The 16872-nt window shown below is 48.9% G+C and carries 13 protein-coding genes and 2 pseudogenes; 4 read left to right on the top strand and 11 right to left on the bottom strand.

Annotated elements, in window-relative coordinates; translation table 11 throughout:
• From HBM92_RS21130 to HBM92_RS25730, 3 genes and pseudogenes are all read right to left on the bottom strand, one after another.
• Positions 1-1170, bottom strand: a pseudogene (locus HBM92_RS21130) (IS3-like element ISEc52 family transposase).
• Positions 1171-1239: 69 nt separating this feature from the next.
• A pseudogene (locus HBM92_RS21125) lies at positions 1240-1810 on the bottom strand (restriction endonuclease); the annotation flags it as partial.
• Between the two features lie 1103 nt (positions 1811-2913).
• On the bottom strand, positions 2914-3168 hold the full coding sequence (locus HBM92_RS25730; protein ID WP_000788354.1) for a glycosyltransferase family 2 protein: 255 nt from the start codon (positions 3166-3168) through the stop codon (positions 2914-2916).
• A 799-nt stretch (positions 3169-3967) separates the two neighbouring features.
• Here HBM92_RS25730 and mtnK point away from each other — a divergent pair.
• From mtnK to HBM92_RS21100, 4 genes are all read left to right on the top strand, one after another.
• A complete protein-coding gene (gene mtnK, locus HBM92_RS21115) occupies positions 3968-5227 on the top strand; it encodes an S-methyl-5-thioribose kinase (RefSeq protein WP_000132325.1) in 1260 nt (419 codons plus the stop codon).
• 9 nt (positions 5228-5236) lie between these two features.
• A complete protein-coding gene (gene mtnA, locus HBM92_RS21110; protein ID WP_001022015.1) occupies positions 5237-6352 on the top strand; it encodes an S-methyl-5-thioribose-1-phosphate isomerase in 1116 nt (371 codons plus the stop codon).
• Between the two features lie 30 nt (positions 6353-6382).
• Entirely contained in the window at positions 6383-7024 is a 642-nt protein-coding gene (locus HBM92_RS21105) for an L-fuculose-phosphate aldolase (RefSeq protein ID WP_000439686.1), read from the top strand.
• A gap of 103 nt (positions 7025-7127) precedes the next feature.
• Positions 7128-8132 (top strand): GRP family sugar transporter, encoded by a 1005-nt coding sequence (locus tag HBM92_RS21100; RefSeq protein ID WP_000471145.1) that lies wholly within the window; start codon positions 7128-7130, stop codon positions 8130-8132.
• Between the two features lie 40 nt (positions 8133-8172).
• Here HBM92_RS21100 and HBM92_RS21095 read toward each other — a convergent pair whose 3' ends face one another.
• The 8 genes from HBM92_RS21095 to sgcA form a co-directional block, all read right to left on the bottom strand.
• Positions 8173-9159: a sugar-binding transcriptional regulator gene (locus tag HBM92_RS21095; protein WP_000373366.1), complete on the bottom strand. Its 987-nt coding sequence runs from the start codon at positions 9157-9159 to the stop codon at positions 8173-8175.
• A 346-nt stretch (positions 9160-9505) separates the two neighbouring features.
• A complete protein-coding gene (locus HBM92_RS21090) occupies positions 9506-10855 on the bottom strand; it encodes a GntP family permease (protein WP_001128363.1) in 1350 nt (449 codons plus the stop codon).
• A gap of 106 nt (positions 10856-10961) precedes the next feature.
• Complete coding sequence (gene yjhG, locus HBM92_RS21085) at positions 10962-12929, bottom strand: xylonate dehydratase YjhG (protein ID WP_000116325.1); 1968 nt, start codon at positions 12927-12929, stop codon at positions 10962-10964.
• 10 nt (positions 12930-12939) lie between these two features.
• On the bottom strand, positions 12940-13845 hold the full coding sequence (locus HBM92_RS21080) for a dihydrodipicolinate synthase family protein (RefSeq protein ID WP_000714563.1): 906 nt from the start codon (positions 13843-13845) through the stop codon (positions 12940-12942).
• Between the two features lie 4 nt (positions 13846-13849).
• Complete coding sequence (locus tag HBM92_RS21075; protein ID WP_000251800.1) at positions 13850-14638, bottom strand: IclR family transcriptional regulator; 789 nt, start codon at positions 14636-14638, stop codon at positions 13850-13852.
• A 302-nt stretch (positions 14639-14940) separates the two neighbouring features.
• A complete protein-coding gene (locus tag HBM92_RS21070; protein WP_000082779.1) occupies positions 14941-15723 on the bottom strand; it encodes a DeoR/GlpR family DNA-binding transcription regulator in 783 nt (260 codons plus the stop codon).
• Between the two features lie 16 nt (positions 15724-15739).
• Positions 15740-16372 (bottom strand): ribulose-phosphate 3 epimerase family protein, encoded by a 633-nt coding sequence (locus HBM92_RS21065; RefSeq protein ID WP_000600624.1) that lies wholly within the window; start codon positions 16370-16372, stop codon positions 15740-15742.
• Between the two features lie 11 nt (positions 16373-16383).
• The gene (gene sgcA, locus HBM92_RS21060; RefSeq protein ID WP_000606405.1) at positions 16384-16815 is read right to left on the bottom strand and encodes an SgcA family PTS sugar transporter subunit IIA; all 432 of its coding nucleotides are present in this window, start codon (positions 16813-16815) and stop codon (positions 16384-16386) included.
• Positions 16816-16872 lie beyond the last annotated feature (57 nt).

The raw sequence follows: 16872 nt of genomic DNA, 5'->3' as shown, positions 1-16872 counted from the left end.
TCAACAAAAACTGGCCACCGAGTTAGAGTTTTTTCCAGTATCGATTTTCCGATTCGTTTGGTGGTAACCCACCATTATATTCGTGCGGTCTTAGTGCGCTGTAATATCCAACGATATAGTCCGTTATTGCGTGAGCTGCATCGCTGAAGCTTACATAGCCCGTCGCCGGCACCCATTCGTTCTTCAGACTCCTGAAGAAGCGCTCCATTGGGCTGTTATCCCAGCAGTTTCCACGCCGACTCATACTCTGCCTGATCCGGTATCTCCACAGTAACTGCCGGAACTGCCTGCTCGTATAATGACTGCCTTGATCGCTGTGGAACATCACCCCGACGGGCTTACCACGGGTTTCCCATGCCATTTCCAGTGCTTTCATGGTAAGCCTGCTGTCCGGCGAGAACGACATGGCCCAGCCCACTGGTTTTCTTGCGAACAGGTCGAGAACAACGGCGAGGTACGCCCAGCGCTTACCCGTCCAGATATAGGTCACATCACCGCACCACACCTGATTTGGCTCGGTCACGGCGAACTGCCGTTCAAGGTAGTTAGGGATAGCAACATGTTCATGACCACCACGTTTATACCGGTAAGTCGGCTGCTGACAGCTGACCAGCCCCAGCTCTTTCATGAGTCTGCCAGCAAGCCAGCGCCCCATCTGGTAGCCTCTCTGGGTTGCCATTGTGGCGATGCTTCTTGCTCCGGCAGAGCCGTGGCTGATGCCATGCAGTTCAAGTACCTGGCTGCGTAATACAGCCCGTCTGCCGTCTGGCTTTTCAGGACGGTTTTTCCAGTATTTGTAGCTGCTGCGATGGACCCCGAACACATGGCAGAGAGTGGCCACAGGATAACGCGCCCTGAGTTTCCCGATTATCGAGAACTGTTCAGGGAGTCTGACATCAAGAGCGCGGTAGCCTTTTTTAATATTTCATTTTCCATTTCAATACGTTGTAGCTTTTTCCTGAGCTCACGGATTTCAATTTGTTCCGGGGTAATAGGGGAGGCTTTTGGTGTTTTTCCCTGCCGCTCATCACGTAATTGTTTCACCCATCGCGTCATTGTGGAAAGGCCGACATCCATAGCGCTGGCTGCATCTGCCACGGTGTAATTCTGGTCAACGACCAGTTGAGCGGATTCGCGTTTAAACTCTGCGCTGAAATTTCTTTTTTTCATTATGGCACCTGTGTTGTTCTGAGGTGAGCATATCACCTCTGTTCAGGTGGCCAAATTCAGTAAACCACTTCACTGTGTCAGGAGATTGGGCGTGTATGGCTTGTTTCAATTCATAGTTTTTCTGTAACCAATTTCCGGTCAGTGCCAGACCGAGATGGAAGTGCTGATTTAGGAATTCTGCTGCTTTACTAAAAGCATTCTCATCCACAGTACTGGTGTAGTTTTCTGGCGAGAACGCGGCAAAGACGCGATTTCTCAAACTCCTATACATACGCTTGAGAAGTCCGTTTTCTTTAGCTTGTTGTAGTGCATTGCCAACATATTGGTAAGTTTCTTCATCCGGCTGTTGCCGAATTCGTTCAGTTAGTTCTCTAAGCAGTGGCAGGCTTTGCTGATATTCTGCTAAGGATGGAACGCCCTGGCGAATACTGGCAATACCGTTATCGCGTTCATACCAGAGCCTCTTGACTAAACCATCCGTTTCAGGTTCAGAAAAAGTTGAGGTTTGTTGTAGCAAGGTCGTAAATTCACGGTATCGCTGATCCCACTTGGAAGCTGAGTAATTTTTATCTTTCGCCAGGGCATCAATCAATTCACTGATCGTCAGCTTACCTGCTTCGACACTATCTACAAGATCCATCGTGATATTTCCTCTGCTATTACATTACTTACCAGGCAGCTAGTCTGGTGTTTTATAATCTATATTACCAAGCATGCAATTGTAGCCAAGCGCAATAAGTAAGATTTTCAATGCAAAATACATTTTTTTCATGTTATTGAATTTATTGCTCTCAAACGAGTTTTTGGCATCTTCACTTTGAGTTGTGATTATCGAGTTACTTTGTTGTGCTGAAGCGTTGTTGGTATCAATAGAGTATTAGCTGTGCGGATACTAGTGCAGGGTATGCTCCCTTCTTGGGTCAGCAAGGTGCGATGATTTTGAGTTGGAAGAGGAAAGTACGGGGAGTTGTGTTTGCACCTATAGAAAAGGCCTGAACAATTTAGTCAGAAAGCGTGAAATTAAGCTGTGCGCTGGTGTCGTGTAGCAACGCACAACTTATCAGAATAGCTTGCCCAGCAGCTTAATAAAGAAAAACACATCGCTAAAACTGCTGATACCTCTGAATAAATGGGCTGCGAATATGTTCGCTTTGAAGCAGTCCTTCATGCCCGATTTATCCCCAACGCGATTGCGGTAGAGTCCCAAAAAATGACGTGCCTCTACCAGCGCATGCCGGTACAAAAATACCTTTATTTTTTGTTTTGTTCTTGTTCCGCTACTTGGATGATTTTCGCGATCACTTCAACATAGTTTATAGCACGAACAACGTAGTAATCCGGCCGATGTGTGATAGAGGCCTTATTGTTGATATAGATATAGTCCTTTATATCCAATGTACAGAATCAACCATTGCTCGCTGCAAGATGAACCGTTTAAAAAATGTCTTTATGGCTCCTGCCGGACTGGAAGCGCAGTGAATGCTGCCTGACATAGGATGGCCTGACCATCTGCAGCCACAGATAATGCGGCCATTCGCGGTGTGTAACACAGTGTCTAATCCATTAATAACCTGACAGAGGCGTACCATAGGGCTGCTTTTTGTGAACCGCTCTTCGATGTTGGTCAGCACAGGAATGCCAGCCATTAAAGATCATGACGTCGGCTTGCGACGTACTAACTGCCTGCCATCTTTTTTCTATGAACCCATCTGCTATATCGTCGTCCGCATCAAGGAATATAACCTATTCTCCTTGGTGCAAGGCTAGAGCAGCATTTCGGGCGGCATAGACACCTTGATTGGCCTGCTCAATGAGAATGAGCCGATCATCGTGGATTTGACGAAGAACGTTGCCAGTTTCATCAGTAGAACCGTCATCGACAATGATAAGTTCAATAGCCAAGTGGGGTTCACTGAGGATTTTAGTAACCAAACTAACGCTGGTTTCAGCGGCGTTGTAAGCAGGGATAATGACGCTGACATCGATTCCATTTTTCATATTGAGCTACGATTTTCTTTCGTTGTCATCTTTGAGGCGTCTGATCGTGATAATCCTTCTTTCCCTGATTTCCTCATCGATATCGAATAAGCACTCGTCGCAGAATTCTTTATCGAGTGAGAGCCTCTGTTCAAGGACGCTTCTTTTTTTGTTGCAACGTGCACATCTCTTCATCTTTCCGCGCCTTTGTGACCTCGTGATTTGGGGTACATGGAAAATGGGCGTAGCAAGTCTCAGCTAGATAACTAACCGTAATAAAAGGGCTTTTCTGCGAGCAATGTAAGAGAAGGATAACCAGGCAGGTTGCAAGAAAGATAATCGTTTTGATAGATCAGTTTATCGATATTGATCGTTAGTGCCGATCGATAAGAAGTGCGGAAACGTTAGACTCACCTCTGTTGCTCCATCATGATGATGGGGCTGTTGGCCCTCGAATCTATCTGTCTATTAGCATCGGCATGACAAACACTATTTGTTTCCACAACAAAAGACAATAGAAAAGTACATATGTACAAAAAGTGTGATTTATTCTGTCACTTCAGTACTTCCTTTCGCCTAAGTTTGCCCGTAATAATTCCCCGTGCAGTACTATTGTTGCGACATAACAACATGAATTACATGGTAATAATAGATGTTTTCCTCTGCTGATTCCTGTAAAGATCATGACTCCATACGACATCATTTTTAATATTATACAGTTCAAAAAATCTACATGTGTCACAAATAATTTTACATTTGATAATGTATAGTTGTCACATGACAAGTTGATTATCATTCTGTGTAGACAAGGAGAACTGTTATGACGGATTCAATTCCATCAGGTTACAAGCCGCTGACATGTGACACGCTGCCGGGTTATCTCTCGTCCAGACTGACCCCTTCATGCGAACCGGGAGGGTTACCTGAAGAGTGGAAAGTTTCAGAAGTGGGGGACGGAAACCTGAACATGGTGTTTATCGTTGAGGGGACACATAAAACCATCATTGTAAAACAAGCTCTGCCCTGGCTTCGTGCAGGGGGCGAAGGATGGCCTTTATCTCTGAGCCGTGCGGGCTTTGAGTACAACGTCTTATGTCAGGAAGCCAAGTACGCGGGTCACACACTGATTCCGCAGGTCTATTTTTACGACCCGGAAATGGCGCTGTTTGCCATGGAGTATCTGACTCCTCACGTGATTCTGCGTAAGGAACTGATTAACGGTAAAAAATTCCCTAAACTAGCTGAAGATATCGGCAGATTTTTAGCACAGACTCTCTTCAATACGTCTGACATTGGCATGTCAGCAGAACAGAAAAAAGCGCTTACTGCCGAGTTCGCGTTGAATCATGAGCTGTGCAAAATTACGGAAGATCTGATCTTCACAGAGCCCTATTACAACGCTGAACGGAATAACTGGACTTCTCCTGAGCTGGACGATGCCGTCCATAAGGCCTGGGCTGATGTAGAGATGATCCAGGTTGCCATGCGTTATAAGTACAAATTTATGACAGAAGCGCAGGCATTGTTACATGGCGACCTTCATTCAGGCTCAATCATGGTGACCGACACGGATACCAAAGTGATTGATCCGGAGTTCGGTTTCATGGGGCCAATGGCGTTTGATATCGGCAACTATATTGGCAACCTCCTGCTGGCGTACTTCTCACGCCCTGGGTGGGATGCGAATGAGCAACGTCGCGCTGACTATCAGGAATGGCTGCTTCAGCAGATTGTCCAAACCTGGTCCGTTTTCACCCGGGAGTTCCGCCAGCTCTGGGACAACAAAACACAGGGCGACGCGTGGCCGACAGAAATGTATCAACAGAACAGGGCCGCTCTTGAGGACGCACAGGATCAGTTTTTTGCCACGCTGCTTGAAGATTCCCTGGTGAATGCCGGCATGGAAATGAATCGCCGGATCATTGGTTTTGCTGGCGTTGCCGAGCTGAAACAGATTGAAAATACAGAGCTTCGCGCAGGATGTGAACGACGTGCATTGACCATGGCGCGCGATCTTATCGTCAATGCCCGCCAGTTTAAAAATATGGATTCCGTCATCCAGTCTGCGAAGGTTAAGTAAGAGGTCATTATGAATATTAAAGGTAAACACTATCGTACGGTCTGGGTTTCCGGGGATGGAAAAGCGGTAGAAATCATCGATCAGACTAAGTTGCCTTTTAAGTTCGAGGTGGTGGCGCTTACCTCTGCGGAAATGGCCGCTACGGCTATTCAGGAGATGTGGGTTCGTGGCGCTCCGCTTATTGGTGTCGTTGCAGCCTATGGCATCGCGCTGGGAATGAATCACGATGCCAGTGACATGGGTCTGCAGCGTTACTATGACCTTCTTATCAAAACCCGACCAACGGCAATTAATCTCAAATGGGCCCTCGACAGGATGATAGACACACTGAAGGATCTCTGTGTATCAGAGCGCAAGGATGTGGCCTGGGCGCTGGCGGCAGAAATTGCCGAGGAAGATGTCGCGTTGTGTGAACAAATTGGATTACATGGTACAGAAGTCATCCGCGAAATAGCCCAGAAAAAACCGGCCGGGAGTGTGGTCAATATCCTGACACATTGTAACGCAGGCTGGCTGGCGACTGTAGACTGGGGAACCGCGCTTTCTCCCATCTACAAAGCGCATGAAAACGGAATCCCTGTTCACGTCTGGGTGGATGAAACGCGGCCACGTAATCAGGGCGGACTCACGGCATTTGAACTGGGCTCACACGGTATTCCTCACACCCTGATCGCCGACAACGCGGGTGGCCACCTGATGCAACACGGTGACGTTGATCTCTGCATTGTTGGGACCGATCGAACCACGGCCAGAGGGGATGTCTGTAATAAAATTGGTACCTATCTTAAGGCGCTGGCGGCCCATGATAACCATGTTCCCTTCTACGTCGCGTTACCTTCTCCCACTATTGACTGGACTATCGAGGACGGAAAAAGCATTCCGATTGAGCAACGTGACGGAAAAGAGCAGTCCCATGTCTATGGGATAAACCCTCAGGGAGAATTGAGCTGGGTCAATACCGCCCCTGAAGGAACCCGTTGTGGGAACTACGCTTTCGACGTCACGCCTGCCCGATACATTACCGGCTTCATTACTGAGCGGGGAGTCTGTGCTGCCAGTAAGTCAGCGCTGGCGGATATGTTTGCTGACCTGAAGAGTAAAGCACTCCAGGGGGAACAGCATTAAAACGGCGGCCATTGCTATTAAGGATCAGGAATGGAACGGATTAAGTTAGCAGAAAAAATCATTTCCACTTGTCGGGAAATGAATGCGTCAGGTCTTAATCAAGGAACATCAGGTAATGTGAGTGCCAGGTATACCGGTGGCATGTTGATTACGCCGAGTGGGATCGCTTATTCAAAGATGACGCCGGACATGATTGTCTTTGTAGACGATAAGGGAATACCTGAAGCGGGTAAAATACCATCAAGTGAATGGTTATTTCATCTGGCGTGTTATAAAGCCAGACCAGAATTGAATGCTGTCATACATACGCATGCGGTGAATTCCACGGCGGTGGCAATACATAATCATTCAATTCCGGCCATTCATTATATGGTGGCGGTATCGGGGACGGATCATATTCCCTGTATTCCCTATTATACCTTTGGCAGTCCTGAACTGGCCGACGGTGTATCTAAAGGAATCAGAGAAAGTAAGTCCTTGCTGATGCAGCACCACGGTATGCTGGCCATGGACGTCACGCTGGAAAAGACGTTGTGGCTGGCGGGTGAAACCGAGACGCTGGCTGATTTATACATCAAATGTGGCGGATTACATCACGATGTTCCCGTGCTGTCTGAAGCCGAAATGACCATCGTCCTTGAAAAATTCAAAACGTATGGTTTGAAAGCGTAATTACAGCTTTATTTTAATTAATAACATATGACAGCCATTCGCAGAATGGCTGCTATTCCCTCTGTCCACAACGATTGATTATAACTACCACAAGGAGTTATTTATGTTTATCGTGGAATCGTATGCTGTCGCCATAATAATGTGTTTTATTACCATGATTTGCTGGGGTTCATGGGCGAATACAACTAAACTTGTCAGCAATAAAAAATGGGAGTTCCCTCTATTCTATTGGGATTATTCAATTGGATTATTGCTGTGTTCTTTGTTATTTGCCTTCACGCTGGGTTCTATGGGCGAAGCCGGTCGCAGTTTTATACCTGATATTCAGCAGGCGAGCAGCAGTAGTCTGATGTCGGCAATACTGGCAGGGATTATCTTCAATATTTCCAATATTCTTCTGGTCGCTTCTATTAATCTTGCCGGTATGGCGGTAGCTTTTCCTGTGGGTGTGGGGCTGGCACTGGCTCTGGGTGTGATCACCACCTATATCGGCAATCCGCAGGGCGATCCGCTCATTCTGTTCCTCGGTGTCGCCTGCGTTGTGAGCGCCATTATTTTTACCGCGATAGCCTATGGTCGTGTCACGCAGGAGGCGGATAAATCTCGCCGTAATAAAGGTCTCATTACTGCCATTCTGGCGGGTATCATCATGGGATGGTTTTTCCGCTTCTTGGCGGACTCCATGTCTGACAATTTCAGCCAGCCTGCCAGCGGTCTGATGACGCCTTACTCAGCACTTGTTCTGTTTGCCGTGGGGCTGTTCTTGTCGAACTTTGTCCTTAACACGCTGGTCATGAAAAAACCTATTTCAGGAGAACCGGTCAACGGGAAAATGTATTTTTCCGGGAGCTTACGGGATCATGTTTGCGGCTGGCTGGGCGGTATGATTTGGTGTGTCGGTCTGGCATTCAGTCTGATTGCGTCTGGTCAGGCGGGGTATGCCATTTCCTACGGTCTGGGACAGGGGGCCACAATGATTGCCGTGATCTGGGGAGTCTTCATCTGGAGAGAATTTGCCAGTGCGCCAGCCGGAACCAATAAACTGCTGCTGACCATGTTTATTTCATACATTGTGGGTATTGTTCTTATTATCGCCGCTAATCAATAAAATCCTGCCCCATATCCACATGGGGCAGTTGTTCATTCTTTTAGTGTGGTAATTCACACGCCAGCAAAAACTCTGCCGTTCCTTCATCAACAATCAGGTCCGTGACATATCCTCCCAGCAGGGCACCCAACGTTGCGTCATAGCCTCTTTCCCCACCAGCAAGGAAGATCTTCCGTTCAATCTGCCTTAGCTGAGCCAGACTGATTCCCAGAATACGCTGGTCAACATCAGCCACGACGGGCATCCCTTCCTTGTCATAGAAGCGACCACAAATGACACCTACTGCGCCTAAATCCCGATACGTCTGCATTTCCTTCTTATTCAGCACGCCCACCCGAATCAGGGGATTTTCATCAAGCGCGTTACCCACGACAAAAAAGGCTTTCGTACAGCGAGTCAGAACGTCAAAATTCGATCGAATAATAGGCTCTGCCTGTAACTCCATGGCCAGTCTGGCGCTTGATACCACGGCGGGCACGTGCAGCGAGGCGACACGGCCTGAAAGCTTGTAGGCGATTTGCGATGAGGATTCAATGATCGTCAGGTCTGGCTGAGATGGCATGGAACCGAGCATCTGTATAACGGTGACATTTTTACATGACTTCGGCGTCATGGTTTTGCTCATCTGATGGATTGTTCTTCCCCAGGCAACCCCCAGCACATCACCATTCTCAATCACCTGATTCAGATACATGCCACCGGCACGTGAAAGGCGAGTCCGCATCAGCTTTGTATCATCACGTTTTCCGGCATGTTCGCCATCCGGCACGATGATCACTCTCTGGAGATTGAATTTATCGCGAATTTGCAAAGCAGCGTCGATAGAGCCAAAGACATTCACATCCAGGTTGATATGAACCAGTCCATTTTCCCGGGCTGTTTGCAGGTATTTGACAACCGTGACGCGGGACACCCCCATGATAGCTGCAACTTCAGTCTGGCTTTTGCCTTCCTGATAGTACAGCCATGTTGCATGAAGTACGGGATCATCATTGAACAGGCTGCTGTTTGTTTGATCTCTATCCACTTTTGTATACCTGTATTAAACCGGGGAAATGCTCATCTTAACCCTGTTTACCCGGAGAGTTGATGCAGATTGCCAGTGGCATGATTTTATACAGATATTTTATTCTTTTACATGAAATAAACCAGCATACCATTTGAGCGATCGCCTGCTGTTCCCCTATACTGTAAAGTCGGAGACATGCTCCGGCTTTACAGTATTACTGAGAGTACACCCATCAAGCATAATCGACGGTTCAATATCGCCCCTTTTTGATCGCCAGCGATTCGTCACCGTGCAGACGGTTGCCGTCACTCACTAAATTATGGGGGACAGTGAACAACAGGTTGGCTCACTGGCAAGAACCCGATTATAAAACTAAGCTGGCGAGCAGAATAAAAATCAGCCCACTGATGGATAAGAGTGTGGACATCAACGTCCAGGATAACAGCGTTTCTTTGGTGGTCAGGCCAAAAAAGTCTTTAATCATCCAGAAACTGGCATCGTTAACGTGAGAACAAATACAGGATCCGGCACCGGTAGCCAGCGTAATCAAGGCCAGGTTGGTATTGGGATGTACTGCCAACAATGGGATGACCAGACCGGCGGTAGAGATCGCCGCGACGGTGGCTGAACCCAGACAAATACGCAGGAATGCGGCCACGCCCCAGGCCATCAAGATCGGGTTAATATCCATACCCGAAACCAGGGTGGAAATATACTGACCAACGCCAGAGTCGATGAGAACTTGCTTGAATGCACCACCACCACCGATAATCAGCAGCAGACCGGCAATACCCGCGATAGCTTTTCCGCAAGAATCCATCAGGTCAGGGATTGTTTTCCCGCGCCCCAGGCCCATGGTATAGATCGCGAACAGCAGTGAAATCAGCATGGCGATCGTCGAATTACCTAAGAACAGTATCACGTTGTAAAATAAGCCAGAATCCGCGGCACTTTTGGCATGAGTCATCTGGATGATGGTGACAACCGCCATCAGGATCACCGGCAGCATTGCCGTGAGAAAACTGATCCCAAAGCCTGGCATTTCGCTTTCGCTGAATCGGCGGGTCGCGCCGAGAGAGGCTATATTCCCCTCTTTTTTAAAGGCGTCCGGAATAATGCGCTGGCAGAATTTATTCAATACCGGGCCGCAAAGAATAAAGGTTGGAATGCCGACAATGATACCGTATATCAGTACCAATCCTACATCAGCGCCATATTCCCTGGCGATAACAGTCGGGCCGGGGTGCGGCGGCAAAAAACCGTGTGCGACCAGCAAACCAGAAAGCATCGGCACACACATAAACATCGGTGATATTTTTGCTTCACGGGCAATAGCGAATAAAATAGGTACCAGAAGAATTAAACCGACTTCGAAAAAAAGTGCGATACCGACAATAAACGCCGAACAGACCACTGCCCAGTCAAGTTTATTTTTCCCGAAATAATTCAGCATGGTCAGCGCTATTCGCTGCGCACCACCCGCATCGGCCAGCAAGCGACCGAGCATAACACCGAAGCCAAATATCAAACCAATATGGCCCAGCGTACCGCCAAGCCCGGATTCGACTGAGGTGACGACTTTACTCAAATCCATACCACTGGCGATGGCGACAGCAATCGAGACAATAATTAACGAAACAAACGTATTAAGCTTAATTTTTATGGTTAAAAGCAGGAGTAAAGCAATCCCTGCCACAACGATAATTAGTGGCATAACGTCCTCTCATAACAGGGTAGCGACCCATCATTATCCGACTGAGCAAATAACGAATGATGCAGAGTCGGATAATTCAGGTGTCTGGATGTTTTTATTTATGCTTTCAGTTTTTATTCATAAAATCGCGCAAAGCCGCGCCAATTTTGTTTACATCATAAATACAACCGGTCCATGTCCCGCCACTCACGGCCTGAAGCATTGCCCATAGCTGGGTATCATCTGGCAATTCAGGATCGGGAAGTAAATCCTGATGGCTGGGTCTGGCATTTAATATTGCAGTTGCCTCCTCCTGTGAAGGTAATTGTTCATCGCTACGGGTTCCGAGGAAATTGACTTCGCCGTGAAGCTCGCGACAATCAATTTTAATTTCAATTACATCCCCGGTGCGTAATTTACCGATGGGGCCTCCGGCCAGCGCTTCTGGCCCCACATGGCCGATGCACGCGCCAGTAGAAACGCCCGAGAAACGTGCATCGGTGATTAACGAAACATGCTTACCGTATGACAGATGCTTCAGGGCACTGGTAACCTGGTAGGTTTCTTCCATCCCTGTACCTGAAGGTCCAACGCCAATAATGACCAGAATATCGCCCGCCTTGATCTTGTCATGTTTGATATCGTAAATCGCACTTTTCTCGGACAGATAAACCTTCGCCACACCTTTATGGTAATAGATACCTTGCTCATCAATCATCGAGGGGTCAATGGCGGTGGATTTGATCACCGAACCTTCTGGCGCAATATTACCCACCGGGAAGGTGATAGTTGAGGTTAATCCGCGCGCTTTTGCTTGCTGCGGAGACATGATCACTTCGTCAGCGTTGATTTGTTCCTGATCGAGCAGGAGTTGCTTGAACCGCTGACGCCGTTCGGAGTGCTCCCACCAGTCGAGGTTTTCTTTCAGCGTGCTGCCGGTAACCGTCATAACGTCTTCATGCAACAATCCGAGGCTGCGCAGATGCAACATGACTTCCGGCACACCACCTGCCATAAAGGCATTGACCGTTGGATGATAAACCGGGCCATTAGGCAGTACGCTCACCAGTCGGGGCACGCGCTTGTTGATGCGGATCCAGTCATCAACGGTCGGGATATGGCAACCTGCCTGGTGAGCAATTGCCGGGATGTGTAACAGCAGGTTTGTTGAACCACCGAACGCGGCATGGACCGTCATCGCATTCTCTATCGCTTTATCGGTGAGAATTTCCCGGGTGGTGATGCCTTTTTGACTCAGGTTCAGCGCAGCTCGCGCGGAAGCTCTGGCGATCTCCCGCCACACAGGCTCACCGGAAGGGGCAAGGGCTGAATGTGGGATTGCCAGCCCCAATCCTTCGGCCACCACCTGAGATGTCCCGGCAGTGCCCAAAAATTGACAGCCGCCGCCGGAAGAGGCACAGGCTTTACAGCCCGCACGGCGTGCGTCCTGTAGAGATAATTCGCCATTGGCGAAGCGTGCGCCAATGGTTTGCACCTTGCCGTTGTCTTCTCCATCCTTTGCGGGCAGCGTCGCGCCGCCGGGGACCAGCACGGTTGCGATGTTGTGCTGCGCGGCGAGTGCCATCATGGTGGCCGGAAGCCCCTTATCGCAACTCGCCACACCAATAACTGCTTTCGCGTCGGGCAGAGAGCGAATAAGGCGGCGCATTACCATCGATGCGTCATTTCGGTATGGTAGCGAATCAAACATCCCCGTTGTACCCTGAGTACGCCCGTCACAAGGATCGGAGACGTACACGGCATAGGGCAGGGCATGGTTGGCTTTAATAACCTCGGCCGCCGCTTTTATCTGGATGTCCAGTTCGTAATGCCCCTGGTGCAGCGCCAGCGCCACGGGTTTACCGTCTGCGCCGCGTAAGCCACCGAGTGTACTGAGCAGTAAAATACCGTCCCGATCCAGCTCGTCCGGAGACCAACCCATTCCGGCATTCATGGTCATACCGAACAGATCCCCGCTCGGGCGGTTGATAAGCATCTCTGCGGTTAATGGGAGTTCGCCGTCCGGGCCATCGGCGTGCGTTCTGACGGTGTAAATATCGTGGCTCTCGTCAGCAAAAATATTGCGAACAGACATGAGTTTCTCCTCAGACTGGTAAAATGCCCTGCGCGGTAAGCAGCACGTGGACTTTATCTTTTGCTTCTTCTGATGCTTCAAGAATCGGTGGTAAGCAATATGTCTCTACAGGCAGCCCGACACACTGCATGCTGTATTTGATCAGTGAGACAAACGGTGTTTCGAGGGCGTAAATAGCGGGCAGTTGTAGTAGTTTTTTATTCAGCGTCGCAGCGGTCGCCAGATCGCCTTCACGCCAGGCGCGGTAGATGCCGACGGAGAGTTCCGGAGCAAAGTTAGCGCTGGCGGTTATCGCACCGTCGCCGCCCAGCAGCATCGTATTCAGCAAATGATCATCGTAACCGCAGAATACCGAAAACGACGGGCGTACCGACTTAACTGTGTTGATCATCGTACGCAAGTGACCAACGCTGTCGATGGTGTCTTTGATGCCAACGATATTCTCGTTTTGCAGAGCCAGACGCGTCACGGTTTCCGGGGTTAAGTCCTGACCCGTCAGATCCGGAAAGTTGTACAGGATCACCGGTAGGGTGACGCTACGGGCGATCTGCTGGTAATAGTCGTCAAGATTTCGTGGTGCGACTTTCCAGTAGTAGGGGTTGATGGCGACGATACCATCAGCGCCGTAGGCTTGCGCATGCTGCGCCAGTTTGACCGCTTCGTCAGTGGAAGGGGAACCGACGCCAATCAATACCGGCACTCGCCCGTCGACAATGGTTACAGCTTCTTCGGCGAGCGCCATGCGCTGGGCTGTATTCATTTGGCTAAATTCACCACCGGTACCCAGATAAAACAGCCCGTCGACCCCTTTATTAATCAGGAAGTCGGCAACTTCGCGCATTGCCTTTTTATCAAGGGTTCCGTCACGATGAAACGTGCTGGATACCGGTGGAATAATGCCGCTGAATTTTTTCATTACCTCAGTTTCCTTTTCGTAAATGCTCATTTTCGTTTCTGTATCCCAGCCCATATGATATTTGCTCAGCGCATTTCCGGAGCAATTCCAGATAGCTGTCTATCTTATTTCCTGAATAAACTACCGGATCGCCAGAAAGTGAGATTGCATAGTTAACTCTGTTATACATATTGAATACCGGCATACTTAAACATACCGCCCCATAGGTTGATTCTTCGTTGTCTATGGCCCATCCCCGAAGGCGTGTTTTTTGTAATTCTTCCAGAAACAATTTTTTATCGGTAAATGTATTGCGCGTATGTGGAGTTAACGTGAGTGCTTCTAAAAAATAATCCAGTTCTTCTCGTGTCTTCCAGGCTAATAATGCCTTACCCAACGCGGTAATATGCAACTCAAGTTTTTTGCCAATCCAGCTTTTGCTCGTCGGTACAGAGTCCGGACTTTCGATCTTGTCGAGATAGATAGCCGAAATGCTCTCCATCGCCCCAAGATGACAAACCAGTCCACTTTTCAGCGACAACTCCTGCATTGGCCGCTTAGTCACCTCAAATATATTTTGACGGTGTAACGCCTGACAACCCAATTCGTAGTTTTTTATTCCCAGTGAATAGTAGCCGTTTTTGTTTTTAATTAAGAAACCACACTCCACCATTACATTCAATAAATTAAGCAGGCTGCTTTTGGGGTACTGGAATTTATTTAATAACTCCATATAACTTGCCATACCAACCCATGCAATGTGGGTTAATATTTTTTCAGCACGGACTAATGAATTACACCCTTTGCGAACCATAATGGCTCCTTCTTGCTCATGGAATAAATGGTATCGGCATTACATAGTGGAAAATATGCTTTGTTCAGCATGCTGAACTGTAATGAAGTGATTAAATGTGATCTTGTACACACTTTGAATAATGAATCCAGAACAACCACATTTAGTGAATGAGAATAAAAAGTAGATGGCGTGTTGTTGCAACATCGTAGCGTGTGGATTGCGCATAGGGCTTCTTTATTCGTTCGAGCGCATCGCCAATATTTTCTATTGGGTGCCATTGATTATTTTTGCTTGAAATCCCTCTCGAACGAACTTACTTATCACTTTATTGAATGAGGTAAAAACAACTGACATCCGGCTCGCTGATAACGCTGTGCAATAGTCTCAGGTAACCCGCTGTCACTGATGATCGTTTTAATACATGATAGTGTTGCTACAGCATGCGGCTCAACGGCATCAAATTTTGAGTGATCGGCCATGAGAATAACTTCACGCGAGCGTTGAATAATCCGTGTTTTCACCCCGACCTCAAACATGGTGGCATTGGTGATCCCCGTCTCCAGCGACAGCGCATCGCAGGAGATAAACGCACGTTCTACGGAAAAGGCATTGATCATCTCCAGCGCCAGACTCTCTCCTACCGAAAAATAACCTGGGCGAATCAGTCCTCCGATAATGTAACTTTCCACATGGGGAAAACAGCCCAGTTCATTGGCGATTTTAATGTCGTTGCAGATGACCTTTACCCGCGCATCGGCCAGGCATTTCGCCAGTTCGAGGCAGGTTGAGCCGGAGTCGAGAAAAAAGCAGTCGCCATCTTTGATCATTGTTCGGGCAAGGGCAGCTATTTCTCTTTTCGCCACAGATTGCAATGTACGTTTCACGTCGAAGACGTACTCTTTGTCGTCTGTACTGTCGTCGAAGTCCAGGCAACCGTGACCGCGGATCATGCCTGGATACTGGTTGGCAATATACTGGAAATCACGACGGACAGTCGCTTCCGCATAGCCAAAAAGCTCCATGGCCTGCTGTGTGGAGAGGTGACGATGTTGCCACAGGTAGTGCAGCATCTGTTTGATACGGTCAGGTCTCTGTTGGCTCATCAGAAACAATCTCCTCTTACAGGGTGGCGAATTGAGCTAAGGTCGCGCGATAGTCAGATGAAGAGAACAGGGCGCGCCCAATCACCATATGTTGCGCCCCGGCTGCTGCCAGTTGCTGTGCAGCTGCCAGCGTAATTCCACCGTCGGCCCAGCACTCGGTCTGAGGAAAAGCCGTGCGTACTTTTTGGATTTTCTCGCACATGGAGGGAATAAACCGCTGTCCCTGCCCATCGGGCTCACTGGTCATCACCATCACTCCGTCCAGCTCAGACGCCAGATATCGCCAGGCGTCGATCGGGGTTGCCGGATTAAATACCAGTCCGGCTCGTGCGCCGGTATGGCGGATCTCAGTTAACGTTTCCGAAGGATAGTCCAGCGTTTCTGCATGAACGAAGATCCACGCGGGTCTGATTTCAGCCAGCGCGTTAAACCAGCGCTGTGGCCGGGCAACCATGAAATGAAAGGACAAGGGATGAGGCGTCTGTCTGGCGACGGCCTGCACCGTTTTCATCCCAAACGTAATGTTGTTAATGAAGCTGCTGTCCTCAATATCCAGATGCAGGCTCCCAAAATCCAGATTGTCCAATGCCGTCAGCTCACGACCATAGTGCAGAGGATTTGCGCTGGCGAGAGAAGGGTGCAGGATCATAAGCGCCTCCGTTAACCTGATACCAGCGCAAACAGTGCATCGTCTGTGCTGGCATTTCCCACTGCCGCTAAGCGTTGTGGCGAATCAATAAACTGGCTGATGCGCTGAATGGTCAAAATATGTGCGTTGGCATCTGTGGCGCTGACGCAGAGAAGCAGCCAGACGGGGTCGCACTCCTCGTTACCAAAGGCGACCGGGGTGCGTAGCGTGGTGATACTGACCTGATTATAGTTTGCGCCTTGCTCTGGTCGGGCGTGAGGCAAGGCGATTCCTGGGGCTATCAGATAATAAGGCCCCCAGTTAAGGGTATTTTCGATGATCCCATTAACGTAGCATGGCTGCGCGGCACCATAGGCTACCAGCGGGCGGGTGGCGATTTCCACGGCCTGACGCCAGTCGGTGGCTTCACGTTGTGCCTGTACCCATTTAATATCGTTAATCATCCGTCGTTGACTCCATGCCGATTCGGGTTAATCTGGTAGCGATCCCCGTCGATACTT

Origin of the sequence: Escherichia sp. E.sYA108 (assembly GCF_011754335.1) — a bacterium.
Lineage (GTDB): Bacteria > Pseudomonadota > Gammaproteobacteria > Enterobacterales > Enterobacteriaceae > Escherichia > Escherichia coli.
This window is presented reverse-complemented; position numbering and strand designations above follow the sequence as displayed.